Annotated in this window: 23 protein-coding genes; 4 read left to right on the top strand and 19 right to left on the bottom strand. The window is 40.6% G+C overall.

Annotated features, from left to right (window positions below):
- Positions 1-52: 52 nt before the first annotated feature.
- From ytxJ to ACQKEZ_RS00550, 9 genes are all read right to left on the bottom strand, one after another.
- The gene (gene ytxJ, locus ACQKEZ_RS00590) at positions 53-376 is read right to left on the bottom strand and encodes a bacillithiol system redox-active protein YtxJ (RefSeq protein WP_427297855.1); all 324 of its coding nucleotides are present in this window, start codon (positions 374-376) and stop codon (positions 53-55) included.
- Between the two features lie 32 nt (positions 377-408).
- A complete protein-coding gene (locus ACQKEZ_RS00585; protein WP_427297853.1) occupies positions 409-879 on the bottom strand; it encodes a YtxH domain-containing protein in 471 nt (156 codons plus the stop codon).
- A gap of 26 nt (positions 880-905) precedes the next feature.
- Positions 906-1,325: a DUF948 domain-containing protein gene (locus ACQKEZ_RS00580; RefSeq protein ID WP_427297851.1), complete on the bottom strand. Its 420-nt coding sequence runs from the start codon at positions 1,323-1,325 to the stop codon at positions 906-908.
- Positions 1,326-1,560: 235 nt separating this feature from the next.
- Positions 1,561-2,859: a UDP-N-acetylmuramate--L-alanine ligase gene (gene murC / locus ACQKEZ_RS00575; RefSeq protein WP_427297850.1), complete on the bottom strand. Its 1,299-nt coding sequence runs from the start codon at positions 2,857-2,859 to the stop codon at positions 1,561-1,563.
- A 295-nt stretch (positions 2,860-3,154) separates the two neighbouring features.
- On the bottom strand, positions 3,155-5,800 hold the full coding sequence (locus ACQKEZ_RS00570; RefSeq protein ID WP_427297848.1) for a DNA translocase FtsK: 2,646 nt from the start codon (positions 5,798-5,800) through the stop codon (positions 3,155-3,157).
- A gap of 190 nt (positions 5,801-5,990) precedes the next feature.
- On the bottom strand, positions 5,991-6,596 hold the full coding sequence (gene ytpR, locus ACQKEZ_RS00565; RefSeq protein WP_427297846.1) for a YtpR family tRNA-binding protein: 606 nt from the start codon (positions 6,594-6,596) through the stop codon (positions 5,991-5,993).
- Positions 6,597-6,612: 16 nt separating this feature from the next.
- Positions 6,613-7,425: a DUF1444 domain-containing protein gene (locus ACQKEZ_RS00560; RefSeq protein WP_427297844.1), complete on the bottom strand. Its 813-nt coding sequence runs from the start codon at positions 7,423-7,425 to the stop codon at positions 6,613-6,615.
- An 18-nt stretch (positions 7,426-7,443) separates the two neighbouring features.
- Positions 7,444-7,764, bottom strand: coding sequence for a thioredoxin family protein (locus ACQKEZ_RS00555; RefSeq protein ID WP_427297842.1), 321 nt, complete (start codon positions 7,762-7,764; stop codon positions 7,444-7,446).
- Positions 7,751-8,779 (bottom strand): PTS transporter subunit IIC, encoded by a 1,029-nt coding sequence (locus ACQKEZ_RS00550; protein ID WP_427297840.1) that lies wholly within the window; start codon positions 8,777-8,779, stop codon positions 7,751-7,753. Before ACQKEZ_RS00550 ends, ACQKEZ_RS00555 begins: the two co-directional genes overlap by 14 nt.
- Positions 8,780-8,980: 201 nt before the next feature.
- Here ACQKEZ_RS00550 and ACQKEZ_RS00545 point away from each other — a divergent pair, with 201 nt between their 5' ends.
- Positions 8,981-9,427, top strand: coding sequence for a YtoQ family protein (locus ACQKEZ_RS00545; protein ID WP_427297838.1), 447 nt, complete (start codon positions 8,981-8,983; stop codon positions 9,425-9,427).
- 43 nt (positions 9,428-9,470) lie between these two features.
- On the opposite strand, the gene ACQKEZ_RS00540 is transcribed toward ACQKEZ_RS00545, so the two are convergent.
- On the bottom strand, positions 9,471-10,544 hold the full coding sequence (locus ACQKEZ_RS00540; protein WP_427297836.1) for a M42 family metallopeptidase: 1,074 nt from the start codon (positions 10,542-10,544) through the stop codon (positions 9,471-9,473).
- A 211-nt stretch (positions 10,545-10,755) separates the two neighbouring features.
- Between ACQKEZ_RS00540 and ACQKEZ_RS00535 the strand changes: the two genes are divergently transcribed.
- The gene (locus ACQKEZ_RS00535; protein ID WP_427297835.1) at positions 10,756-11,070 is read left to right on the top strand and encodes a PepSY domain-containing protein; all 315 of its coding nucleotides are present in this window, start codon (positions 10,756-10,758) and stop codon (positions 11,068-11,070) included.
- Positions 11,071-11,112: 42 nt separating this feature from the next.
- Here ACQKEZ_RS00535 and ACQKEZ_RS00530 read toward each other — a convergent pair whose 3' ends face one another.
- The 3 genes from ACQKEZ_RS00530 to trmB form a co-directional block, all read right to left on the bottom strand.
- Positions 11,113-12,810: an NAD-dependent malic enzyme gene (locus tag ACQKEZ_RS00530; protein ID WP_427297833.1), complete on the bottom strand. Its 1,698-nt coding sequence runs from the start codon at positions 12,808-12,810 to the stop codon at positions 11,113-11,115.
- Between the two features lie 73 nt (positions 12,811-12,883).
- The gene (locus ACQKEZ_RS00525) at positions 12,884-13,732 is read right to left on the bottom strand and encodes a YtnP family quorum-quenching lactonase (RefSeq protein ID WP_427297831.1); all 849 of its coding nucleotides are present in this window, start codon (positions 13,730-13,732) and stop codon (positions 12,884-12,886) included.
- Between the two features lie 141 nt (positions 13,733-13,873).
- The gene (gene trmB / locus ACQKEZ_RS00520) at positions 13,874-14,515 is read right to left on the bottom strand and encodes a tRNA (guanosine(46)-N7)-methyltransferase TrmB (protein ID WP_427297829.1); all 642 of its coding nucleotides are present in this window, start codon (positions 14,513-14,515) and stop codon (positions 13,874-13,876) included.
- 186 nt (positions 14,516-14,701) lie between these two features.
- Between trmB and ACQKEZ_RS00515 the strand changes: the two genes are divergently transcribed.
- The gene (locus tag ACQKEZ_RS00515; RefSeq protein ID WP_427297827.1) at positions 14,702-14,980 is read left to right on the top strand and encodes a YtzH-like family protein; all 279 of its coding nucleotides are present in this window, start codon (positions 14,702-14,704) and stop codon (positions 14,978-14,980) included.
- Here ACQKEZ_RS00515 and ACQKEZ_RS00510 read toward each other — a convergent pair.
- From ACQKEZ_RS00510 to thpR, 4 genes are all read right to left on the bottom strand, one after another.
- The gene (locus tag ACQKEZ_RS00510; RefSeq protein WP_427297825.1) at positions 14,977-15,777 is read right to left on the bottom strand and encodes a phosphotransferase family protein; all 801 of its coding nucleotides are present in this window, start codon (positions 15,775-15,777) and stop codon (positions 14,977-14,979) included. The two genes, ACQKEZ_RS00515 and ACQKEZ_RS00510, sit on opposite strands and share 4 nt — an antisense overlap.
- Positions 15,778-16,149: 372 nt before the next feature.
- Entirely contained in the window at positions 16,150-17,079 is a 930-nt protein-coding gene (locus ACQKEZ_RS00505; protein WP_427297823.1) for a YegS/Rv2252/BmrU family lipid kinase, read from the bottom strand.
- Between the two features lie 53 nt (positions 17,080-17,132).
- Positions 17,133-18,059: a hypothetical protein gene (locus ACQKEZ_RS00500; RefSeq protein WP_427297821.1), complete on the bottom strand. Its 927-nt coding sequence runs from the start codon at positions 18,057-18,059 to the stop codon at positions 17,133-17,135.
- Positions 18,060-18,084: 25 nt separating this feature from the next.
- Positions 18,085-18,636, bottom strand: a complete 552-nt coding sequence (gene thpR, locus ACQKEZ_RS00495; protein WP_427297819.1) for an RNA 2',3'-cyclic phosphodiesterase — start codon at positions 18,634-18,636, stop codon at positions 18,085-18,087.
- Positions 18,637-18,745: 109 nt separating this feature from the next.
- Between thpR and cysK the strand changes: the two genes are divergently transcribed.
- Positions 18,746-19,672, top strand: a complete 927-nt coding sequence (cysK, locus tag ACQKEZ_RS00490) for a cysteine synthase A (protein ID WP_427299274.1) — start codon at positions 18,746-18,748, stop codon at positions 19,670-19,672.
- 138 nt (positions 19,673-19,810) lie between these two features.
- On the opposite strand, the gene ACQKEZ_RS00485 is transcribed toward cysK, so the two are convergent.
- Both ACQKEZ_RS00485 and pepV read right to left on the bottom strand, forming a co-directional pair.
- Positions 19,811-20,422 (bottom strand): Type 1 glutamine amidotransferase-like domain-containing protein, encoded by a 612-nt coding sequence (locus tag ACQKEZ_RS00485; protein ID WP_427299273.1) that lies wholly within the window; start codon positions 20,420-20,422, stop codon positions 19,811-19,813.
- Between the two features lie 34 nt (positions 20,423-20,456).
- Positions 20,457-21,845: a dipeptidase PepV gene (pepV, locus tag ACQKEZ_RS00480; RefSeq protein ID WP_427297817.1), complete on the bottom strand. Its 1,389-nt coding sequence runs from the start codon at positions 21,843-21,845 to the stop codon at positions 20,457-20,459.
- Positions 21,846-21,928: the final 83 nt, after the last annotated feature.

Below are 21,928 nucleotides of genomic sequence, written 5' to 3'. Positions count from 1 at the left end.
ATTCGTGTAAACCTTTTTTATAAAAAAAAAGCCAGCTTCTGCTGGCGCTTTGCTAAATATTTTGTTCTAGTGTCTCTTTCGTAATTTTCGAATGAGACGCATGCCATTTTACTTTGCCACCACTAATGACAAAAGCTTGTGGGCTTTCATGTTTTACACCTGTCGCTTCAGCTACATAAGCGGAAAGTTCTCTCGTGTTTTGAATTTGCAAAAAATATGAAGGAACTTCTTTGTGCTCAGATGCAAATGCTTCAAATTCATGAAAAGCTGCTTGGCTGATTGGACAGGTCAAGCTGTGCTTGAAAAAGACAAATGTTCCATCCTGATCTGTTAATTTGTTAAACTGCTCTTCTGTTTCAATGAGTTGTTTTGACATGATGTGTTCTCCTTCCTAAAACGGTCTGTTGGTTAGCTTTTGGTTGATTGCTCAACTTTTTCTTTCACATCTTTAATGCCGTCTTCTATCTCTGACTTTGCCACTTCTGCACGGGCTTTCGCTTCATCGGCAACATCAGATGCTTCATTCACAATATCTGATACTGCTTCTTCTGCATCCTTTTGTACTTGATTGGCATGGCCTGTAGCACGTTCTTTTATGTCTTTCACTTTATCTAAAATCTGATTTGATTGCTCCGCCACAAGTTGAGATAGTTCAGATGTTTTATCTTTTGCAAGAGTCACGTACTCTGTACCTTTTTCTTTTGCATCGTTTGTTAAACGGTCTGTTTTTTCTTTCAGTGCATTCGCTTGGGTATTCAAATCATCGCGCAATTCTTTACCTGACTTTGGCGCTAAAAAGAGTGCAGTTGTTGCACCAATAATGCCACCGATTAGTGTTCCAATCAAAAAGTCTTTGCTATTGATTCCGTCTTTGCTCATGATTATTCCTCCTATGCGAAGTGAGTTTATTTTTGTTTTTTACGGTCTTTCCATTTTTTATAAATCTCAAGTGCTGCATTGCTCCAGTTGACCACATCCGTCACTTTTTCCTGATTTCTTTCAACGGAGGACGTAACAGCACCAGCTGCCTGTTTAATGCTTGTATTAAACTCGGAGATTGAGCCTCCGATACCTTGTACTGCGTCGACAACTGTGTTCAGTTTAGCTGATTTTTCTTGAATGTCCTCTGCAAGTTGATTCGTTTTATGTAGCAACTGCGTTGTTTCGGATGTAATCCCTTGCATTTGTCCCTCAAGGCCTTCAAGTGTCGAAGCGACATTTTTTAACGTCAACTGCAACGATTTTAATGTTTTTGACAAATAAATAACAAGGATAAGGAAAGCTATCGCAATTAGTGCAACGCTTAGATAAAGAATAATGATCATCTGATACCTCCTTTGCTGCGGGCGTGTTATGGTTAATACCCTCATATTGTGTCATTCAAACATCTAGAATGACCAATTGATTAATAATTCTACACTTAATCGTCAATTCCTGTCCACAATGAACGAAAAAACACTATATGTCCCTAGACTGAAACCTTTGTCACATCACATTCATTTCACGTAAAAAAGTGTCATTTAAATCGATTAAAACGATTTAAATGACACTTTCAACAAATTAAACAGCTACTTTTTCGTAAGCACGCAAGTATTTTTGAATATCACCAGCGCCCATAAAAATAAGAATTGCATCTTTATGATCTTTTAATACAGAGGTATCTTGTTCATCAATGAGCTTTGCTTGCGGAATTTTATTTTGCAAATCCGCAATGCTAAGCTTCCCAATGTTTTCGCGAGCAGAACCGAAAATATCACATAAATACACATAATCTGCTTTGCACAGGACATCAGCAAATTCATTTAAGAATTGCTGTGTACGCGTAAAGGTATGCGGCTGAAAAACAGCAACAATATCACGATCTGGATACTTTTGTCGTGCTGCTTCTAGTGTAACTTTAATTTCTGTTGGATGGTGTGCATAATCGTCAATTAAGACTTGCTCACCTACAATTTTTTCATTAAAACGTCTTTTCACACCACCAAACGTAGTGAGGGACGCTTTGATAAGTTCGACATTTATTTCTTCATAATGACATAGTGCGATCACAGCAAGTGAATTTAAGACATTGTGGTTGCCGTATGCAGGAATATAAAACGTGTCATAAAACGTGTTACGAACAAATACGTCGAAAGTTGTTCCTTCCGTATTTTTGACAATATTCCTAGCTTGATAATCGTTCTCTTCATTCAATCCGTAGTAGACAACTGGTACTTTTGCTTGAATTTTCAACAGATGTTCGTCGTCTCCACAAGCAATGATTGCTTTTTTGACTTGTAGTGCCATGTTTTGAAATGCATCAAACACATCATTAATATCAGTGAAATAATCTGGATGATCAAAATCAATGTTAGTCATAATGGCATAGTCTGGATGGTAGCTTAGGAAATGTCTGCGATACTCACAGGCTTCAAAAACGAAATACTCACTGCTTTCCTTTCCCATGCCCGATCCATCACCGATCAAGTATGATGTTGGTTTTGCCGATTGCATCACATGTGCAAGCAAACCTGTTGTTGATGTCTTGCCATGTGCACCGGTAATCGCGACGTTTGTGAATGAATCCATGTACTCACCGAGAAATTTATGATAACGAATGACAGGAATCCCTTCAGAAAGGGCACGTTCAATCTCAGGATGCGAATCAGGAAACGCATTTCCTGCGATCACTGTCATACCCGGCTTAATATTGTCTGCATCAAACGGGAGAATTTGAATGTTTCTTTCCTCTAATGCTTTTTGTGTGAAGATGTGTTTTTCAATATCCGATCCTTGGACAGTATACCCAGTATCATGAAGAATTTGGGCCAGTGGACTCATACCTGTCCCTTTTATTCCAACAAAATGATAAACAGTCATAATTGTACCTCCAACAAACGTCTATCTGATTTACAGTATATGACGCTCATTTCAATTTGCAACTTGTGAATTGAATACAATCATCACAAGTCGCAGCTCCGTGTAAAGATTTTTTCCGATCTTCCTATTCTAATCAATATTAACTATTATTAGTATCCGACAACATTCCCATTTCTTACACCATTTAAAGGGAATTTTTATTAAATTGCTCTTAGGCAGACACGCAAAAAGTGTCCAATTACAAAAATTGCACCTATTTGCTATCATAACATGTTTGCTGAAAAAATGAAGAAATTTATATCATTTGCTCTAAATCACTTAATGTGATGAGCACTTCTCTCGGCTTACTCCCTTTTGCTCCTGAGATCATACCTTCACGTTCCATCATGTCAATGAGCCTTGCTGCTCGGTTGTATCCGATTCGGAACCTTCGCTGTAAGCTTGACGTACTTGCACTATTTTGTTCAATTGCAAAGTGACATGCATCAACAAAAAGCTCATCCTCATCTGTGATCGCTGATCCTTGAAGTATCAGCTCCTCTTGTTCAAATAAGAAAATAGGTTCACGCTGTTTTCTCACATGTGCCACAACCTTGTCGATTTCACGATCAGAGACGAAATTCCCTTGCAATCTTGTCGGCTTACCAGAACCATTTTCAACAAATAGCATATCACCTTTACCGAGCAGTTTTTCTGCTCCACCCATATCAATAATGGTTCTTGAATCAACCTGGCTTGATACAGAGAAGGCAATTCTTGTTGGGATGTTTGCTTTAATTAAGCCTGTAATGACATCGACTGAAGGTCTTTGCGTTGCAATTAATAAGTGAATTCCACAGGCTCTTGCCTTTTGTGCAATGCGGCAAATGCTTTCTTCGACTTCATTCGGTGCTACCATCATCAAATCAGCAAGCTCATCTATGACGACCACTAAGTAAGGGAGCTTCTCTCCCATTTGCTTTTCTTTCACAAGCTCATTAAAACGGCCAATCTCTCTCACGCCTGAATGGGCAAAGAGTTCGTAGCGTCTTTCCATCTCATCTACGACCCATTTAAGTGCAGCTGTCGCCGTTTTCGCATCTGTAATGACTGGGCTGACAAGATGAGGGATTTTATTGTATGGCGCAAGTTCAACCATTTTAGGATCAATTAATAGCATTTTCACTTCGTCTGGTGATGATTTAAAAAGCAAACTGACTAAAATAGTGTTAATGCAGACGCTTTTTCCAGAACCAGTTGCTCCTGCAATGAGCCCATGAGGCATTTTTTGCAAATCAACAACGACAGGCTTTCCTGATATATCTAGACCAAGTGCTGCGGTAAGCGGTGATGGGCTCTCTCTAAACTCACTGCTTCTCATCATTTCTCGTAAAAAGACCATTTTACTGTGAAGGTTAGGTACTTCAATACCGATTGTATTTTTCCCTGGGATGGGTGCTTCAATCCGAATATCTTTGGCTGACAGGCTTAATTTGATGTCATCTGATAGGTTGGTGATTTTGTTCACTTTTACACCTGGTTCAGGATGAACTTCAAATCTCGTGACAGATGGTCCTTGGGTGACATGGACAACATTTGCCCGAACATTAAAGTTTTTTAAGGTTGCATTCAGTAGCTCTTTTCGCTCATCAACCCACGCGCCATCTTCTTCTCTTTGTGCTGGTGGCACATCGAGCAAGGCTAAGCTTGGAAATACATATCCATGATGTTCAACTGCTTTATCCTGTTTTTGGATGCGCAAATCACTTTTCAGCATCATGACATTAAAAGGTACGCTTGATGTCGCCTCAGATTTTTTGCGTTTTTCTGTTTGTTCAGCTTCATTTGTTTTTTGTTGTGCTTTAGGCTGGACAGGCTCCGGCATTTCTTGCAGAACAGTTTCTGTTTGCGTCTGTTCTGATTGCACATGCTGCAAGGATGCCTCCTTTTCCAGATCACAATTGGCTTCAAGCACAGTTTTTTGTTCGGTAACTATTTCATCTTCTATAAGAGCCTGATCTATAAAGTTTTCTTCGACTGTTTCGATCATATCTGATGCTTCGGCAGACCCTTCTGTTACTTGATCTACTATTTCTAAGATGACTTCCTCTTCGATTGGTTCACAGATAGTTGGTGCTTCTGCTAGTTGGTCTTTTTCACTTTCATTTTCTACATCGTCCAATAGATCAGCTGGTTCATTTACTTCGTTTTCTAGCAAGTCTTTGCTACTCTCTTGTTCAATATGTGCTAATGCTTGCTCGTGTACTTCTTCATCTTCTATTTGCTCATTTACATCTGAAACAGGGTGAATGTCAAAAGTAGGCTCATCCTGTTCGAGCGGTACTTGCATGATACGTTCCATTTTCTTTTCTTTTACTTCTTGGACAATCGAAGCAGCCTGCTCATCAGCTATTCGTTTCTCCATCTGAATCGAAGGTATGTTCATTTGCTGTCTGATGCTTCGTTCTCTTTCAGCTTCTTCTGACAAAAGCGTCACACGTTGTATGGCTTCTTCATTTCGACTTGAAGAAGAATAGGATTGTTTTACTTCTTCTGTCTGTTCTTTCATTTTCGGACGCAATTCATGATTATAACCATAGATTGGTGAAGGAATTGCTTCTGGTTTAAACGGCTTTTTGCTCGTTTCATCCTGCTCTTTTTGTCTCGGCTGATATGTACGTGCTGGTTTTGACTTTTGCTGACTGCCTTGTTTGACATGTGCTCTTCTTTCCCGCTTTTGATTGCCATCTTTTCCTGTCTCATCTGGAACGAGCGGAAAACGAAAGTTTCCCTTTGGATATTCGTAATGGACTTTTGTATTTTCAATTTTTTTATAAACACGCTCATCATCATTTTCATTAGGGTGCGATTCAAATCGCTCTTCTTCCTGCTTAACAGGACGTTCTTCTTTTTTTTCTTCTCCTAAAAAAACACTAAAAAATTTATCTAACCAACTCATCATTCATCACTCTCTTAACTCCCCTTACGTTTTCTTGGGCGATTTTTAGTATACCACTGCTTTTTCATGTAGAAAAGCGCCATATCCTTTGGCTTAGTAGTATGTTTCTAAGAAAAAAAGTCACTAAGTACCAATACTTAGTGACTTTTGAATATAACACATTCTTCGAATCAATGCGCCCGTTTATGGGAGTTTATCCTTGAAAGGGCTGACCTGCTTCATAGCTGCCCTCGAGAACAAGGATTCCTTTTTCTTGCGGGGCATTTGGCAAGTCTAATTCTTTTGCTGAGCAAATCATACCACTTGATGGAACGCCTCTTAACTCTGCATCCTTGATGACAAGACCGCTTGGCATGACAGCACCGACTTTAGCCACAACAACATGCTGTCCTTGATCTACGTTTGGTGCGCCACAGACAATTTGTAATGTCTCATGACCAACATCTACTTGGCAAATGTTCAGTTTATCTGCATTCGGATGTTTTTCTTTTGTTTTCACATAACCAACGACAAATTTAGGTGTGAGGTCTACTGTTAATGTTTCACTTACACCGTTTTTATTTAAAATTTCATTTATATCTTGAACAAGTGTCTCAGATAATGGGACAGAACCATTCTCTTCGATTTTCATATAGGTAGATGCTTTGAAGATATTAAAGCCTGTCGTTTCTTTTGTCTCTTGGTTAAAAATTCTTACGACATCGCCATATGTTTCATAGCCTACCTGTTCTCTTGTCACATCTTTGATAGAAATGAGGAGTGTGTCGCCCACACCTTCTGCATTATAAAAAACATTCATTCGTCAAAATTCCCTTCTACTGCTTTTTTGGCCTGCTTTTTGCAAGAATAAAGATGGGCTCTAGCTTACCATCCTCGTATAAAAAAGAAAGTGCTGTGATTGGGACTGTCCCACTTGCAAAAAAGCTCATTGACATTTGTCCTAAAATATCATATCCCGATTCATTGCGAATGTCTGCAATAATGAGGACATCTTGATGTGGAACAGAAATCGCCATCTGGCCTTCCACTTTATGTTCGTATTCCTGTAAAATCGGTTCATTCAACAATCGGCTGGCATCATACCCATCGTTTGCCCGAAAGAAGTAGAATCGATTTCCTGCAACTTCATCCATTTTAACGACCGTTTTCAGAGAGCGAACGTTGAAGCTTGCTGTTTCTCTTATCCGGTCTTTCGTCCAGTTTTCTTTTTTGAGCATTTGCTCGTCAATTAAGCGGTATGTGCTTCCTAAATCAAGCGCATAATAGATTCTTGTTTCTGCTGTATGATCATCATACACTAGTGGAATCTCATCACTTGTTTTCTCCGGAAAGGACGTAGCGCGAATGACTGGATAAATTTGCTTTTCTTTTCCTTCAATATGCTGCGCTTCTCCGTTCATTGCCGTCAGTGCCTCGTCTACATAATATACAATTTCATCCAACGTTTCCTCAGGCTTCATTTCCCACTTGGCAATGATCGGCGGAAGTTCAAGGGTAATGCCTTTTCCAGATTCTTTATTTTCAACACGCAATGTATCTTTTTCACGGTCAAAGTGATGTGTCCAATCATCATTAGCAAGACGAGCTTTTAATTGAGTGGCAAGCTGTCTTGAGGTCATTTTTGCCATTTGCGACTCTCCTTTCGATTATTTTGCAAGAGAATCTGTCAAAAAGGCTTCAATCTCTTCTTTTGTTTTGCGGTCTTTGCTGACAAAACGGTTGATTTCTTGTCCGTTTCTGAAGACAAGGAAGCTAGGTATGCCGTAAATTTCCCATTCAGCACATGTATCAATGAACTGATCACGATCCACATAGTAATATTCAAATTCTGGATAGTTCGCTTCTAGCTCAGGTAAAAAAGGTTCAATGAATGTGCAATCCGGGCACCAATCTGCTGAGAACAATAACACTGTTAGTTCATCATTTATCACTTTTTGCAATTCTTCATTTGATTCAATCTTTTTCATGTTTCATTCCTCCTGTTTGTATGGTTAAATCTCCGAAACGAATATAGCCTTTTTTTCTCATCCATTCTGATACTACCAAACTAATCACTGCCGGGCCAACTATATGCAAAAGGACAATTGCTAGTAAAACGTGTGAGTGAAATCCCATCACCGTTAGTGTCATTAATTGTCCAACTAGTCCACTTGTTCCCATACCTGCACCTGCTGCGTTATTTTCCATTCCGAATAATATAATGCCGATCGGCGCAAGAATCATGCCTGCGATGGTCGGAGGAATTAAAATGAGTGGGTTTTTGACAATATTGGGAAGCTGCAGCTTTGAAGTTCCAATCCCAACGGCTGCAAAACCGCCAAAGCGATTCTCTCTAAAGCCTGAAATGGCAAAACCAATCATCTGTGCGCAACAACCAATCGTTGCTGCACCTGCTGCCGCTCCGCTAAGATCTAACATTAGAGCTAGTGCGGCACTAGAGATAGGCGAACTCAAGGCAAGTCCAACAACCGTCGCGACTAGTATTCCCATGATCAGTGGGCTCTGATCTGTTCCCCACATGATCAGACTGCCTAACCCTGTCATCACTGCTTGAATACCTGGACCGATGAGGGTTGCTGTCATAAAACCTGCAATGATCGTCACGAGTGGGGTTAAAATAATGTCTATCTTCGTCTCACCGCTGACAAGCTTGCCTAATTCTATCCCGATTAACGCAGCGACAAAGCTCCCTGCTGGTCCGCCAAGTTCAGCTCCCGCAGCGCCTGAAACAACGCTGGCAAAAATAATGAGCGGAGAGGCGTTCAGCCGATATGCAACGGCTACACCGATGGCCGGCCCCATTAACCCCATTGCCAATGTGCCCATTTTTACGACAGATGGAAGCGATATTAGACCGCCCGCTGTTTTTAAGATGAGCCCAACAACCAATGTAGCAAAAAGCCCAAGTGCCATATAAGAGAGCGCATCAATGAAGTACACTTTTGGTGAAAGGGTGATCCCTTTTCTTTTCATATAAGTCATCAACTTCGTCTTCCTGCTTTCTCATAAGAAAGACAAGTATGGCTGTCTTTCCTATCATATGTAGTATTCTCTTGCTGAAAAATGGTGGTCTATCATCAATATCATAATCATATTTTTTTTGCTTTATCAAGCACTTCTTGTGTAACATGTAAAGAAATAAGGAAAACCCTTTCTAAGTTTGTACACAAGGAGGACATCATTATGCAATTAACCGTTTATTTAGCGGGAGAAATCCATAGCCCGTGGCGCGATGAAATCAAAGAAAAAAGTCAGTCTCTCAAGCTGCCTATTACATTTGTTGGTCCAATGGAACACCATGATCGTTCTGATGACATCGGGGTTGAAATCTTAGGAGAACAGCCAAATGCCATTTTTAAAGATGATGCTGCATCCGATCTGAATAACTTCCGAACAGAAATTTTGCTAAGCAAAGCCGATGTTGTTATTGCAAGATTTGGTGAAAAGTATAAGCAATGGAACACAGCTATGGATGCTTCCTATGCGATAACGAAAGGTAAACCACTGATTTTAATCCGCCCGAAAGAGTTGCATCATCCTTTAAAGGAGCTATCAAACAAGGCGAACATCACAGTCGAAACCGTTAATCAAGCAATGAAAGCTTTATCCTATGTATTTGAAGAAAAATAAACAAGGCTGCCTGATGATCTGGCAGCCTTTCTCATCGTCTGGATTAAACGTTTCGGTAGATGGAATCGACCGTGCTTTGATCACACTTTTTCACAAGGTTTACAATTAACTCTTTTGCCGCTGCATAGTCGTCTACATGTAAAATGGAATGACTTGTGTGAATATAGCGTGCACAAACACCGATGACTGCTGATGGCACACCTTCATTTGAAATATGAACACGCCCTGCATCTGTACCACCTGCTGATACAAAAAATTGATACGGAATGTTGTTCGTTTCTGCGGTATCAAGAACGAAATCTTTCATTCCTCTATGTGTAATCATTGTACGGTCAAAGATGCGGAGTAACGTCCCTTGTCCAAGCTGACCAAATTGAGTCTTGTCTCCTGTCGTATCGTTTGCTGGGCTTGCATCAAGAGCAAAAAAGAGGTCTGGCTTAATCATATTTGCCGCAGCTTGTGAGCCTCTTAACCCCACCTCTTCTTGTACTGTTGCACCAGAGTATAGGTGACATGACAATGTTTCATCTTTGAGTTCTTTCAGCAATTCAATCGATAGACCACACCCATAACGATTGTCCCAAGCTTTGGCTAAAATCTTCTTCTGATTTGCTAATGGTGTAAACATAGTGGCTGGAACAATCTGCTGTCCCGGTCTAATACCGAATTCTTTTGCCTCTTCTTCACTATCTGCTCCAACGTCAATCAGCATATCTGAGGGATTCACAGGGCGGTTCTTTTGTTCGGCAGTTAACAAATGCGGTGGTGTGCTGGCAACGACACCAGGGATTGGTCCATTCTCTGTATGTACATCCACTCGTTGAGCAAGCATCACTTGACTCCACCAGCCACCGAGCGTTTGGAAACGAATCATCCCATTTTTTGTAATAGAGGTGACCATAAAACCGACCTCGTCCATATGACCTGCCACCATGACAACAGGTGCTTTCTCGGGTCCTTTTCGAATACCAAAGATGCCTCCAAGACGATCCTGAATCAGTTCATCAGAATACTTCTCAAGCTCTTTTTTCATAAATGCACGTACATGATGTTCATTACCAGGAGCACCTTGTAGTTCTGTCAATGTCCGGAAAAGCTCTATTGTTTCTTGGTTCATTCTACAGTTAACCTCGTTTCTATGTACTTTCTGTGTAAAGTCTATATAAATTCCTATAAAAACAACACTCACTTTATACTATAAGAATTCTTTCGGTTTTCCAAGTATCTCCCCTGTTTTTTTTGAATATGTTATTTGTTATTCAGTTTTCTTAACATCAAAGGACAAGTTCTGTATAATGGAAAAAACAGCAATATGGAGGTGCAGCACGTTGAAGTTAAAACATGTTCTGATTGGTGCAAGTATTGGCGTAGCCGCTGCAATTGTTGCAAAAAAAGTGTTTTTCCCCACTTATATTTCATCTGAAAAAGCACTAAAAATTGTGAAATCCGCCTTTAAACAAAGAGGTCCAATTGATGGCTCATGGATTTATACTGTGCCAGAACCATACACAGTCAATGATGAAACCATTCATGTGTACAAGTCTGGTATTACTCGTTCAGCCTTTGGAGAGCTTGAACAATATGAGGTGATGATTGATGCCAAAACTGGCATGATCGTTGATGTCATTGACTCTGTAGCGTAAAAAAAACAAGCTTCGCAAAGTCCATCCTTTGCGAAGCTTGTTTTAAATGGCTTTAATTTTCTTATATACAGGGTGCCACATCGCATCTTGAACAGCCTGTATTAAGTCCTCTGGAGCCTCTTCAGCAACACCATCATCAATTGCCGCTTGTGCAACGCGTACCGCCACTGTTGCCGACACAGTGCGTAGCTGCTCAACACTTGGAAGCATCGCAGCACCCGGCTTACTGACGTTCACCATACTGGCAATTGCCTCAGCACTAGCAACAAACATCGCATTTGTCATAAGTCGTGCCTTTGATACAATCGTACCAAGCCCAAGCCCTGGGAAGACAAGGGCATTATTTGCCTGTCCAATCTCATAGGTAACCCCTTTGTATTCAACCGAATCAAACGGACTCCCGGTTGTCACAAGTGCTCGGCCTTCTGTCCACTCAATCAAATCCTCAGGCTTCGCCTCAGAAAGAGGGGTCGGATTAGACATCGGTAAAATGGCTGGGCGCTCTACGTGTGAAGCCATCTCTTTCACAACCTCTTCTGTAAACGCACCACCAACAGTTGATGTTCCAATCAAAATGGTCGGCTTTGCCTGCTTGACGACTTCTAGAAGATCAATTGAATTTTTTGGACCGTTATGGGCATATTCCTTCACTTCTTCTGACTTTCTCGCATAAGGCTTCTGGAAGTCTTGAATGTCTGGTGAATCGTCTGTTAACAAACCCGTTTTGTCGATACACCAGAAATAACGGTAGGATTCTTCTTCTTTCACCCCATCTCTGACGATGGCATCACGAATCTGTTCCGCAATCCCAATGCCAGCGGTTCCCGCACCGAATATAACAATCCGATGATCCTTTAAGGGCACCTTTGAAGCTTTTGTACAGGCAAGCACAGCAGCGAGTGAGACAGCACCAGTTCCTTGAATATCATCATTGAATGTACAGATCTGATCTTTATATCTCTCTAAAATAGCACGTGCATTTTTTGTTCCAAAGTCTTCCCAATGCAGGATTGCGTTTGGAAATGTAGCCCTTGCAAGCTCCACATATTGATCAATGAATTGATCGTAGCGTTCACCTCTCACACGTGAATGCTGATTCCCTACATATAAAGGGTCATTGAGTAAGCTTTCCTGATTTGTCCCTGCATCAAGAACAACCGCTAACACGCGACTTGGATTAATGCCAGCGGCAGCAGTGTACACGGCTAATTTCCCAACAGAAATCGCAATGCCGCCCACACCCCAATCACCAATTCCTAAAATACCTTCTGCATCTGTTGCAACAATCAGATCAATGGATTCATCTACGCCATAAGTGGCAAAAATCTCTTCCATCCCTTCAAGGTCATCTATTGATAAATAAAGACCTCTTGGCTTTCGGTATTCATGGCTGTAACGCTGAATCGCCGTTCCAACTGTCGGCGTATAAACGATTGGAAGCATTTCTGCTATATGCTCATTTAATAATTTATAAAATAACACTTCATTTCGGTTGTGAAGTGAATTTAAATATACATTTTTCCCAAGTGCATCTGGCTGAGCTTTAAACTGTTCATAGGCACGTTTTGCCTGATCCTCAAGGGTTAATACCTTTGGCGGGAGAAAACCTTTTAATCCAAGCTCTTCTCTCTCTTCCTTTGTAAAAGCAACACCTTTGTTTAAATAAGGAACGGACATGACCTCCAATCCTCTTAATGGTGTTTCAATTACATCACCATGTGCCTGATAAGATTGATTCACTGTTCTCTTCCTTTCACAAGTTCATTTTGTCATTATTTTGTGTGAAAGGAGAAAATTCATACAGTCGTTCTTTTTAAAAAGCACCTTCTCTTTTGAGAACGCTCAGCAGCTTGCCTTCTTCATCCCATTTGACTGCTCGATAGATCGCATCATGATAAAACAAATACCATGCGTCACGCTCCTCAGCATATGCTTGCCACTTTTGTTTAGCTTGGATAGATGTCATTGGATAATCATCATATGCAAGCACCCACAGGGGATTTTTATGGGCATGTGTAGGCATAATATCAGCTAAATGAATGGCCGTTTCTCCACTGTTCGTCACGGTTAAAATACTGTGACCATCACTATGTCCACCTGTATGATGCATCTCAATTCCTTCCGTGATTTGGATGCTTTGTTCAAACGTGACGACTTGATGTGAAATCACTTCCCAGTTTTCCTTCCAATACGTATTTCTTGAACGTATATTTGGTTGTTGCATTTCATCCCATTCTATTTGCGATGTGATGATTTCAGCATTTGGAAAGACCGAGACGAGATTGTCACCTTCAGGCTTTGTCAAACCGCTTGCATGATCAAAATGCAGGTGTGTCATGAGTACTTTATCAATATCAGACGTGTTTAACCCAAGCGCTGACAGTGATTGCTCTATTTTTGTTTCTTCTGTTACGCCATAGTTGCGTTTTTGTTTATCTGAAAGCTTGCCAAAACCTATTCCAGAATCAACAAGCATATTTTGACCATTCCATCTGATCAGAATAGGATCGCATCTTAATTCAATTTGATTTTTTTCGTTGACTGGGTATTTTTTAGACCACAGTGGCTTTGGCACAACACCGAACATAGCGCCTCCATCCATATGTGTGTCTCCCCCATTGAGCCAAGTTAGATTTATTTCGCCTATTTTCATTGTTTCCATCGCTGTCATCCCTCCTCATTTCTATCGTAGCAAATACTGCAAAAAAACGCTTAGGTTACAATCATTTTCTTATAGAGTAAATAAAAAAATGCCGATCACATCAAAATAGATGCAATCAGCACATTCGCTCATGAGAGTCTATTATGAACGAAATTGAACTTCTGCTCTGTAAATGGGCTGTCCCATTGAAGAAAATTTTTCTTCATACTCTGTCATCACATTACCTTCCAAACCGTCTTCATGTAAATGTAAGCTGACATACGTTAAAAGCAGTCCATACGCTGAGAAGCTTTTCAGTGAATACTCGAACAAGCCTCGGTTATCTGTTTTAAAGTGAAGCTCACCGCTATCACCGAGCACCTGCTCATATCGCTTTAAAAAGGCTTTAAAGGTTAGACGGCGCTTTTCATGCCTTGCTTTTGGCCACGGATCAGAGAAATTCAAATAGACACGGTCGATTTCTCCATCAGCAAAAATATCAGTGAGCACTTCTGCATTGATATTCAGCAACTTTACATTAGAAACACCTGCCTCTTTCACATGATCAACAGCTGAGACGAGCACACTTTTAAACAATTCGATGCCGATATAGTTGACGTCAGGGTGGAGTTTCCCCATTCCAGAAATAAAGCTACCTTTCCCTGTCCCAACTTCAATATGAATCGGATGATCATTGCCAAACAATTCATGCCATTTTCCTTTATATTGCATTGGGTCTTGTACAACGATATGAGCATGCTCTGCTAAATAATCGTCCGCCCATGGTTTATGACGCATTCTCATTTGATACACCTCTATTTTCTTTACATTTAATCAAGATACCATGAAACAAACAGTGCCGCAAGACAGCTGATAGCGCCTTTTCAAACAAAAAAACCAGCTTTCAGACAGCTGGTCTTCTGCATGTATAAAACAGAGGATTGATGCACAGTTTAACCACATGCACGTCATACAAAAAGGAGCATACGTATGGGATTGAACCGCGAACATCAACTACAATTAATCAAAGATATTTTAACAGATCATCAGCTTGATTGCTGCGGTACAGTAGCAGAATATGAACAAGTGGGACGGATCATTAAAGTCATGTTATCAAAAGAAGACCTCGATGCAGAGATTCGACAACTCTTGACGGACATTTATGCATATAGCGAAAAAGGACAATCCGTCAGCTCTATTGATACACATATACAAGAGCATCAGACACATTTATCGGAGTGGGTTGAAAACATCCATACTCTTGCCTAATGAATGTCTAGGCGCTTCAGTAAAGTCTTTAATTCCGCTTGCAATTCAGAAAACGCCTTGTCATTCCCTTTTGCCTTATGCCAAATCACAAAAGATACTGTCTCTGCCAGCACATACCATGCCATCCGTTCCTTCAGGCTATCTGTTAATGGCGCGCCATACATGGTTAACCAGCTCTCCCACTCCTCTTCCTCTACATAGTGATAGAGGAGGGGACCAAGATCAATTGCTGGATCAGCAATCATGGCACCATCCCAATCAATGAGATATAGCTGGTTTTCATCCGTTAACAGCCAATTATTATGATTTAAATCACAATGACAAACAACCTTATCCTCGAAATAGACAGCTTCTACTTGCTCCTCTAAATACTGGATAGAGCGATCTACATCATTTGACTGTATGTGTTCAGCTGCAATGGATTGCTTTGCATGCGTGAGAATGGATTTCGGGTCAAGCGAGTGCTTCTCTAGCCGTTTGAGCATATCAAGCAATTCTTTTGATGTATGAATTTTCCTTAACTGTTCCGCAACAGGACGTGCATTCATGTCCTTTGGCTTCAGTTCTCTGCCGCTAAGCCAGTGTTGTGCTGTGATCACATCGCCGTTTTCCATCCGCTTTGTCCAGACGAGCTTTGGCACAATGCCTTCAGCTGACAAAACCGCAAGAAACGGTGATGTATTGCGTTTTAAAAATAGCTTTTGGTCATTGTGTGTTGCGAAATACGCATCTCCTGTAGCGCCTCCAGCGGGTGAAATGTGCCACTCGCTACCTAATATTTGTCCCAACCAGTTCATATCAATTTTCAACCCATCATTTCATAAAATATTTTAAGTAGAGCTTTTTTAGTCAACAAAATTCAGCCGATTGACATTCAATGGACTGCTTTCACTTTATTTAAATATGATCATAAAAACAAAAAGGACAGCTATTGAGAAATGTATGCTAAACAATAACCGTCCTTTAGATTTTATCGCTACCATCTAATACTCGTCAAGCAAAACTGAAAAATCAGGACGAGAACATCATAGAAGAACTAAAAATTTCTCGCCTTTTCACTTGCATTTTTGGTTCTTTAGCACAGTACAAATTACGCAGGCTTCATATCAGTATAATTTGATCATCAACAGAAATAAAGCCAAAAGAAACGTGTCTTTTGGCTCTTTTCGCTAAGCTCTTAATTTAAGTGTGCGCTCGCTTGCTTTAATGAATACAGGCGTTGTGCCAATCACTTCACCATCAGCATGAAAGGTGATTTTTTCATCAGCTTCTATAAAGGCTTCTTGATGCTCAAAGACGGAAACCCCATTCATGTTGAAGTGTCTTCGGAATACCATCGTACATAAAAACAAAAGCACTTTGGCCTGATTGAGATCTGTCACAACTAACGTTTGAAAACCTGGCTTTCTAAAATTTGCCCCAGGTGCAGCCTCTAAACCACCGCCATAATACGGATGATTACATACGATCACAAACCAAACATTACGAAAAACCGTTTTTTCATCATTTAAAAAAAGGGCAAGGTCAAATGGCTTAAACGACCAAAGTGATTGCAAAAAAGCAATAGGATACATGATAAAGCCAAGTCTTAATCGGTTCAGCCATTTCCTGCCCTTAATTTGAGACACCTTTTTTAGCACATGTGCATCAAACCCGATTCCAATATGATTTAAGAATAAAATGGATTGCGGGCTTTCTGCATGATCTTGAAAAGACCCAAGAGAAAACGTTTTGGTCAGCATTCTTTTCTGTTTTTTGATTTCTTTTAAAACGTCGTACCGGCTCACAGCAAGCCCCTTAGCCGCATCATTCCACTTGCCTGCTGGAACAAAGCTGAGTTGTACATGTTCTGCTTCCTTTAAACCATTTAACACCTCGTGCATCGTCCCATCTCCACCTATGACAATGAGCCGTTTTAACCGGTCGTCCTGCATCGTGACAATCTGTCTAGCTAATACTTCTGCATGCCCTTCATGTTGCGTTAAAAAAGAGCGATATGGCAGCTTGTGTGCTTGTAGCTCTTTTTCAATTATTCTCCATGTACGGAGTCCTTTTAAATGTCCTGCTACAGGATTGACGATAAAATACCATTCATTCATATGTTAGCTCCACTGATCTCATTTTAGTGAGTTTACAAGATGTTATTGCCTTTTTAATCAAGCCATTCCTGCCGCCTTCTACTATCTGATTCACAAAATGCTAACAGTGCTTTAGTTGCTTTAAACTGATGATGCTTAGCTGGCACACTGTTCTTTTGCTGTTTTTCAAACCAATCTTCTGCTTGTTTTTTATCGATGACCTCCATCCCATAAGGAACATCTGGCAAATCAATAAAGGAGGTTCGACTCAACAAGATTTTTTTCACAGGCAAATCGACGCCTTTTTGGGAAAAAATTTTTGACACAACGGAACCAGAACGTAATAGTGTCGCACATGGATTTAAAACAGACTGAACGTTTTTTCCAGTGGCACGCTTTTCCCAAAAGCGCTCTTTTGACCCGATATACACACTATCTGGCTCTGCTTCTAAAAACGATAAGCAAATGACCTCAAGCGGTGTAATGAGGATCGGACAAAGTTCAATTTCTGCTTGTTGTATTTGCAGAACAGGCTTGTACATGACAAAATATGAATCAGGTAGCTGTCTCGCAAGCATTCGTAATTTTTCATCATACCGAATTTGATGAGAGACTGATGAAATATTCGAAATGGTTGAGCTTGCCCATTTTAACTGAAAGTCGTATAGATGATCTTTAAAAAAATGAACAAGTCTCGTTTCATCTGTTGGGACATTTCGAAATACACCTTGTTCTAAATCGGTTGGCTGATTGAAAAGGCTCATATCCTTTTCTTTCTTCATATCGGCTTCTTTTTGTTTTCTTTTTAGAAAGAGTTTGCTGCGCTTTTCCGGTTCTTCGATAGGTGCCTGCTCTTGCTCAACCTCTTGTAATTGTTCAATAGATGCTTGTTTGAGCTCTTCCCATCTTTGTTTTTTTAGTCGTATAAATTGATTAATATAGTGATACGGATCTTGTTCGTAGCGTGAAATATAATCTTGTATTTTAATAATCTGTGCCATACGCTGCTCACTCCAACTTCTAGAATCAATTATGTAAAATAAATCGCTTTAATGGCTTGTATCGAGGGGTTTCCTTAGGACAAATCTGATATAAGACAAATTCAGACACTTGAAATGTATAAGGCTTCTCATGAAGAGATGCCTCCTCAACATATGGTTCCTCCGCTGTCCATTTACGGGCAATGGTCATATGTGGATGAAAAGGTCTTGCTTCCACAGGGTGTCCCGTTTGCAAAACCGCTTGCTTTATCTTTTCTCTTAGCATCATGAGTGCTTTATTCTCATTCGGCTCGGCAAAAAAGACCCTTGGCCGTTCAGCTGTACCAAATATGCCTAAGTGTTGTATCTCTAAAGGAAATGCAGCGATTTGACTTGCCGTTTGATCAAGAAGCTTCGTCACATGACATAAAGGTTCATCTGCTATTGCACCCAAAAACACAAGAGTCACATGATAATCGGAAGGAGCTGTCCATTTTTGAAAATACAGCCCTGATTTTGTGCGAATATCCTGTTCAATTTTGTGTGCAACATGATCTGGCACATAAATCCCAATAAAATAATGAGTGTCTAGCGCCATTTTGTCATCTGCCTCCTTTTCCACTCAATCATCGTGCAACACTTTACGAGAACCTGTTTATGATAGTATAACTAAAGAAATGCGGAATGAGAAGAAAGGGTGTCAAATGATGTATATTGCACAAAACATAGCTCAGCTTATTGGTGACACACCCATCGTGAAATTAAATCGCCTTCAGCCTAAGGGTGCTGCTGATATTTATTTAAAGCTTGAGTCCTTTAATCCAAGCAGAAGTGTAAAAGATAGGGCTGCTTACCATATGATCATCGAGGCAGAAAAACAAGGAAAACTGACAAGGGGAGCCACCATCATTGAACCAACTAGCGGCAATACAGGTATTGGTCTTGCCATGAATGCTGCAGCAAGGGGCTACAAGGCCATCCTTGTTATGCCAGACACAATGACTAAAGAAAGAATCAATATCTTAAAGGCATACGGGGCTGAAGTTGTATTAACACCAGGCGATGAGAAAATGCCTGGAAGTATTCGCAAGGCAAAAGAGCTTGCCGAAAGTATACCGAATAGCTTTATTCCGATGCAATTTGACAATCCAGCAAATCCTGATGCCCATCGGGAAACAACTGCGAGAGAGATCATGGAGGCGGTTGCCGAAATAAATAAACCGCTCGCAGCATTTATAGCAACTGCCGGAACAGGCGGAACCATTACCGGAACCGGAGAAGAGCTTAAAAAGGCATACCCTCATGTGAAAGTACATGTCGCAGAGCCAAAAGGATCCCCTGTTTTATCTGGCGGGAAACCAGGAAAGCATAAACTGGTCGGGACAAGCCCAGGTTTCATACCAAACATCCTAAATGAACAAGTTTATGATGAAATTTTCCAAATTAGTGATGAAAACGCTTATGACATCACAAGAAGGCTTGCTCGTGAAGAGGGGATTTTAGTTGGACCATCCTCTGGCGCTGCATGTTATGCAGCGATCGAGACAGCAAAGCAATTCTCTCAAGATCAAATTGTGATTTGTATGACAGCCGATACAGGTGAACGCTATTTATCGAGTGATGTGTTTTCATGATAAAGAAAAAAGACCAGGCTTTTAAGGCCTGGTCTTTATATATTGTTCAGTCATACAACCTGTAACTAATGTCTAAGCTTTTCATTTCAAGGTCATGACCAAAACAACCTATTCACTTCAATGATCGTAGTTGCAAGCTTACTTCACTGCTATTTTATCACCCTCGACCAAAATCACCTGCTGATCAGTGAGTGGCAATAATCGAAGCTCAGATGCGTATTGATTCACTATCTGCTGTGCGTCATTACCTAAATATTCATTCTTCACATGTGGGACCGGATAGCTATTGATTTCATTTAACCCTTGATATGATGCTAATTCAGGTGCTTTTCCCTCATCATCCATCAAGGAAATATATTTAATATTTGGAGACATGATGATCGTTCCTGCCGATTCTCCGATATAAAGCTTTCCACGTTGAATTTCCTCACTCAGTACTTGATCCATTTTATTCTTTCGTAATTCTTGAAGAAGATAAAACGTGTTACCTCCCGAGACGTAAATCAGATCATTTTTTTTGATCGTTTGGATGCTCCGTTCCTTTGGCTCTTTGGCAATATCTAATATATCGATATGCATTCCCAATTGATGAAACACTGCTTTTGCCGCTTCAACATAGTGTGTTACTTCTTCTACCACACTTGCAGTCGGAATAAACGTCACACGCTTTCCTTTGAGATTTTCTCCTGCAAATTCTTGAAGAGCATACTTGCTATCAGAAAAAGATGAACATAAGAATAATTTTTTCAGTGATAACCCCTCCCTTTACGTTTATGCTCTTTTTCTACTTTGCCAGCTCATACATGGCCTGTGCATAAAGTGCGGTTGCCCTTAGCAGATCATCGATTTCAATGTACTCGTCCTTTTGATGCGCACAATCTGGTCTTCCAGGAAATAGTGGTCCGAACGCAACGCCCGCTTCTAGTGATCTTGCATAGGTTCCTCCGCCAATGGCAATTAGTTTTGCCTGATCACCTGTTTGTTCTTCGTACACCCGTTGCAATGTTTTCACTAGTGGATGGTCACTTGAGACATGGTGAGGTGGACTATCATCAAATTTTTGAATGGTTGCGCCTTTAATGCTTTCAATCCCGTTCTTCACCTTCGCCCCATCAGATGTCACAGGATAGCGAATATTAAGTCCAAGTTTCGCTTCTTCGTTTTGCGTGTAGCGAATGGTCCCCACATTTAATGTGAGCTCTCCACTAATCTCATCCTGACAGGCGATCCCAAGCTTATGACCTCTAGTATCTTGTTCAAAAAGGGCTTTAATTTGAGTGGTGAACGCCAAACCTTGTTCATCTATTGGCTGACTGCTCAAGAAAGCTGCCATGTGTATACCAGCATTGACACCATGGGCAGGCTCCATTGCATGAACCGATACGCCCTTTAAAATTAACTGTAAGCCTTCTTTTACTCGTGTCGCTTCACCTGTTACCTCTTTTTCTGTTAAGAAAGCTTCAAATGACGCCTTTATATCCTCTAGTCCGTTGCCCGAAACAAGTGCTGTTGCCTCATCTGGCACCATATTCAGACGCATCCCTGAAGAAAAATAGCGCAATGACACACGCTCCTCAGATACTGCCGGATATGTAAAATCAACAATTGCATCAATGATTCCTTTCTCGGCATGAATAATCGGAAAGTCAGCATCTGGTGCAAAACCGATAGTCGGCATTTCCTCATGTTTGAAATAGTGATCGACACAACGCCAATCACTCTCTTCATCCGTACCAATGATCATTCGAATCTTTTTAGAAAGCTGAACGCCTGCATCCTTTAAAATGTTTAATGCATAAAATGCTGCCATTGTTGGCCCTTTATCATCAATCGCACCTCTGGCAAAAATCTTTCCGTCTCTGATTTCTGCTGAAAAAGGCGCACTTGTCCAGCCATCACCAGCAGGTACAACATCTACATGGCAAAGAACACCAACAATCTCGTCTCCTTCCCCGTATTCAATATGCCCAGCATAGCCATCTACGTTTTTGACGGTGAATCCTTCAGCCTTGCCTTTTTTCAGCATGTATTGAAGGGCTTCATCCACCTTTTCTCCAAACGGCTGTTCTTCCTTTGCATCCTCTTCATTCAGTACACTTTCGATTTTTAAAAACGACTGCGTGTCTTGAATAAGCGCTTCTTTTCGTTTGATAACTTCTACTTCCCAATTCATTTTGTCATTTCCTCCTTGAAAAAGGTTGCAATCCATCCTTAAAACGAATATTATATTAATTGTTTTGCTATAACGTTCGTAAA

The organism is Bacillus sp. NPDC077027, from assembly GCF_050269555.1.
GTDB lineage: Bacteria > Bacillota > Bacilli > Bacillales > Bacillaceae > Bacillus.
This window is presented reverse-complemented; position numbering and strand designations above follow the sequence as displayed.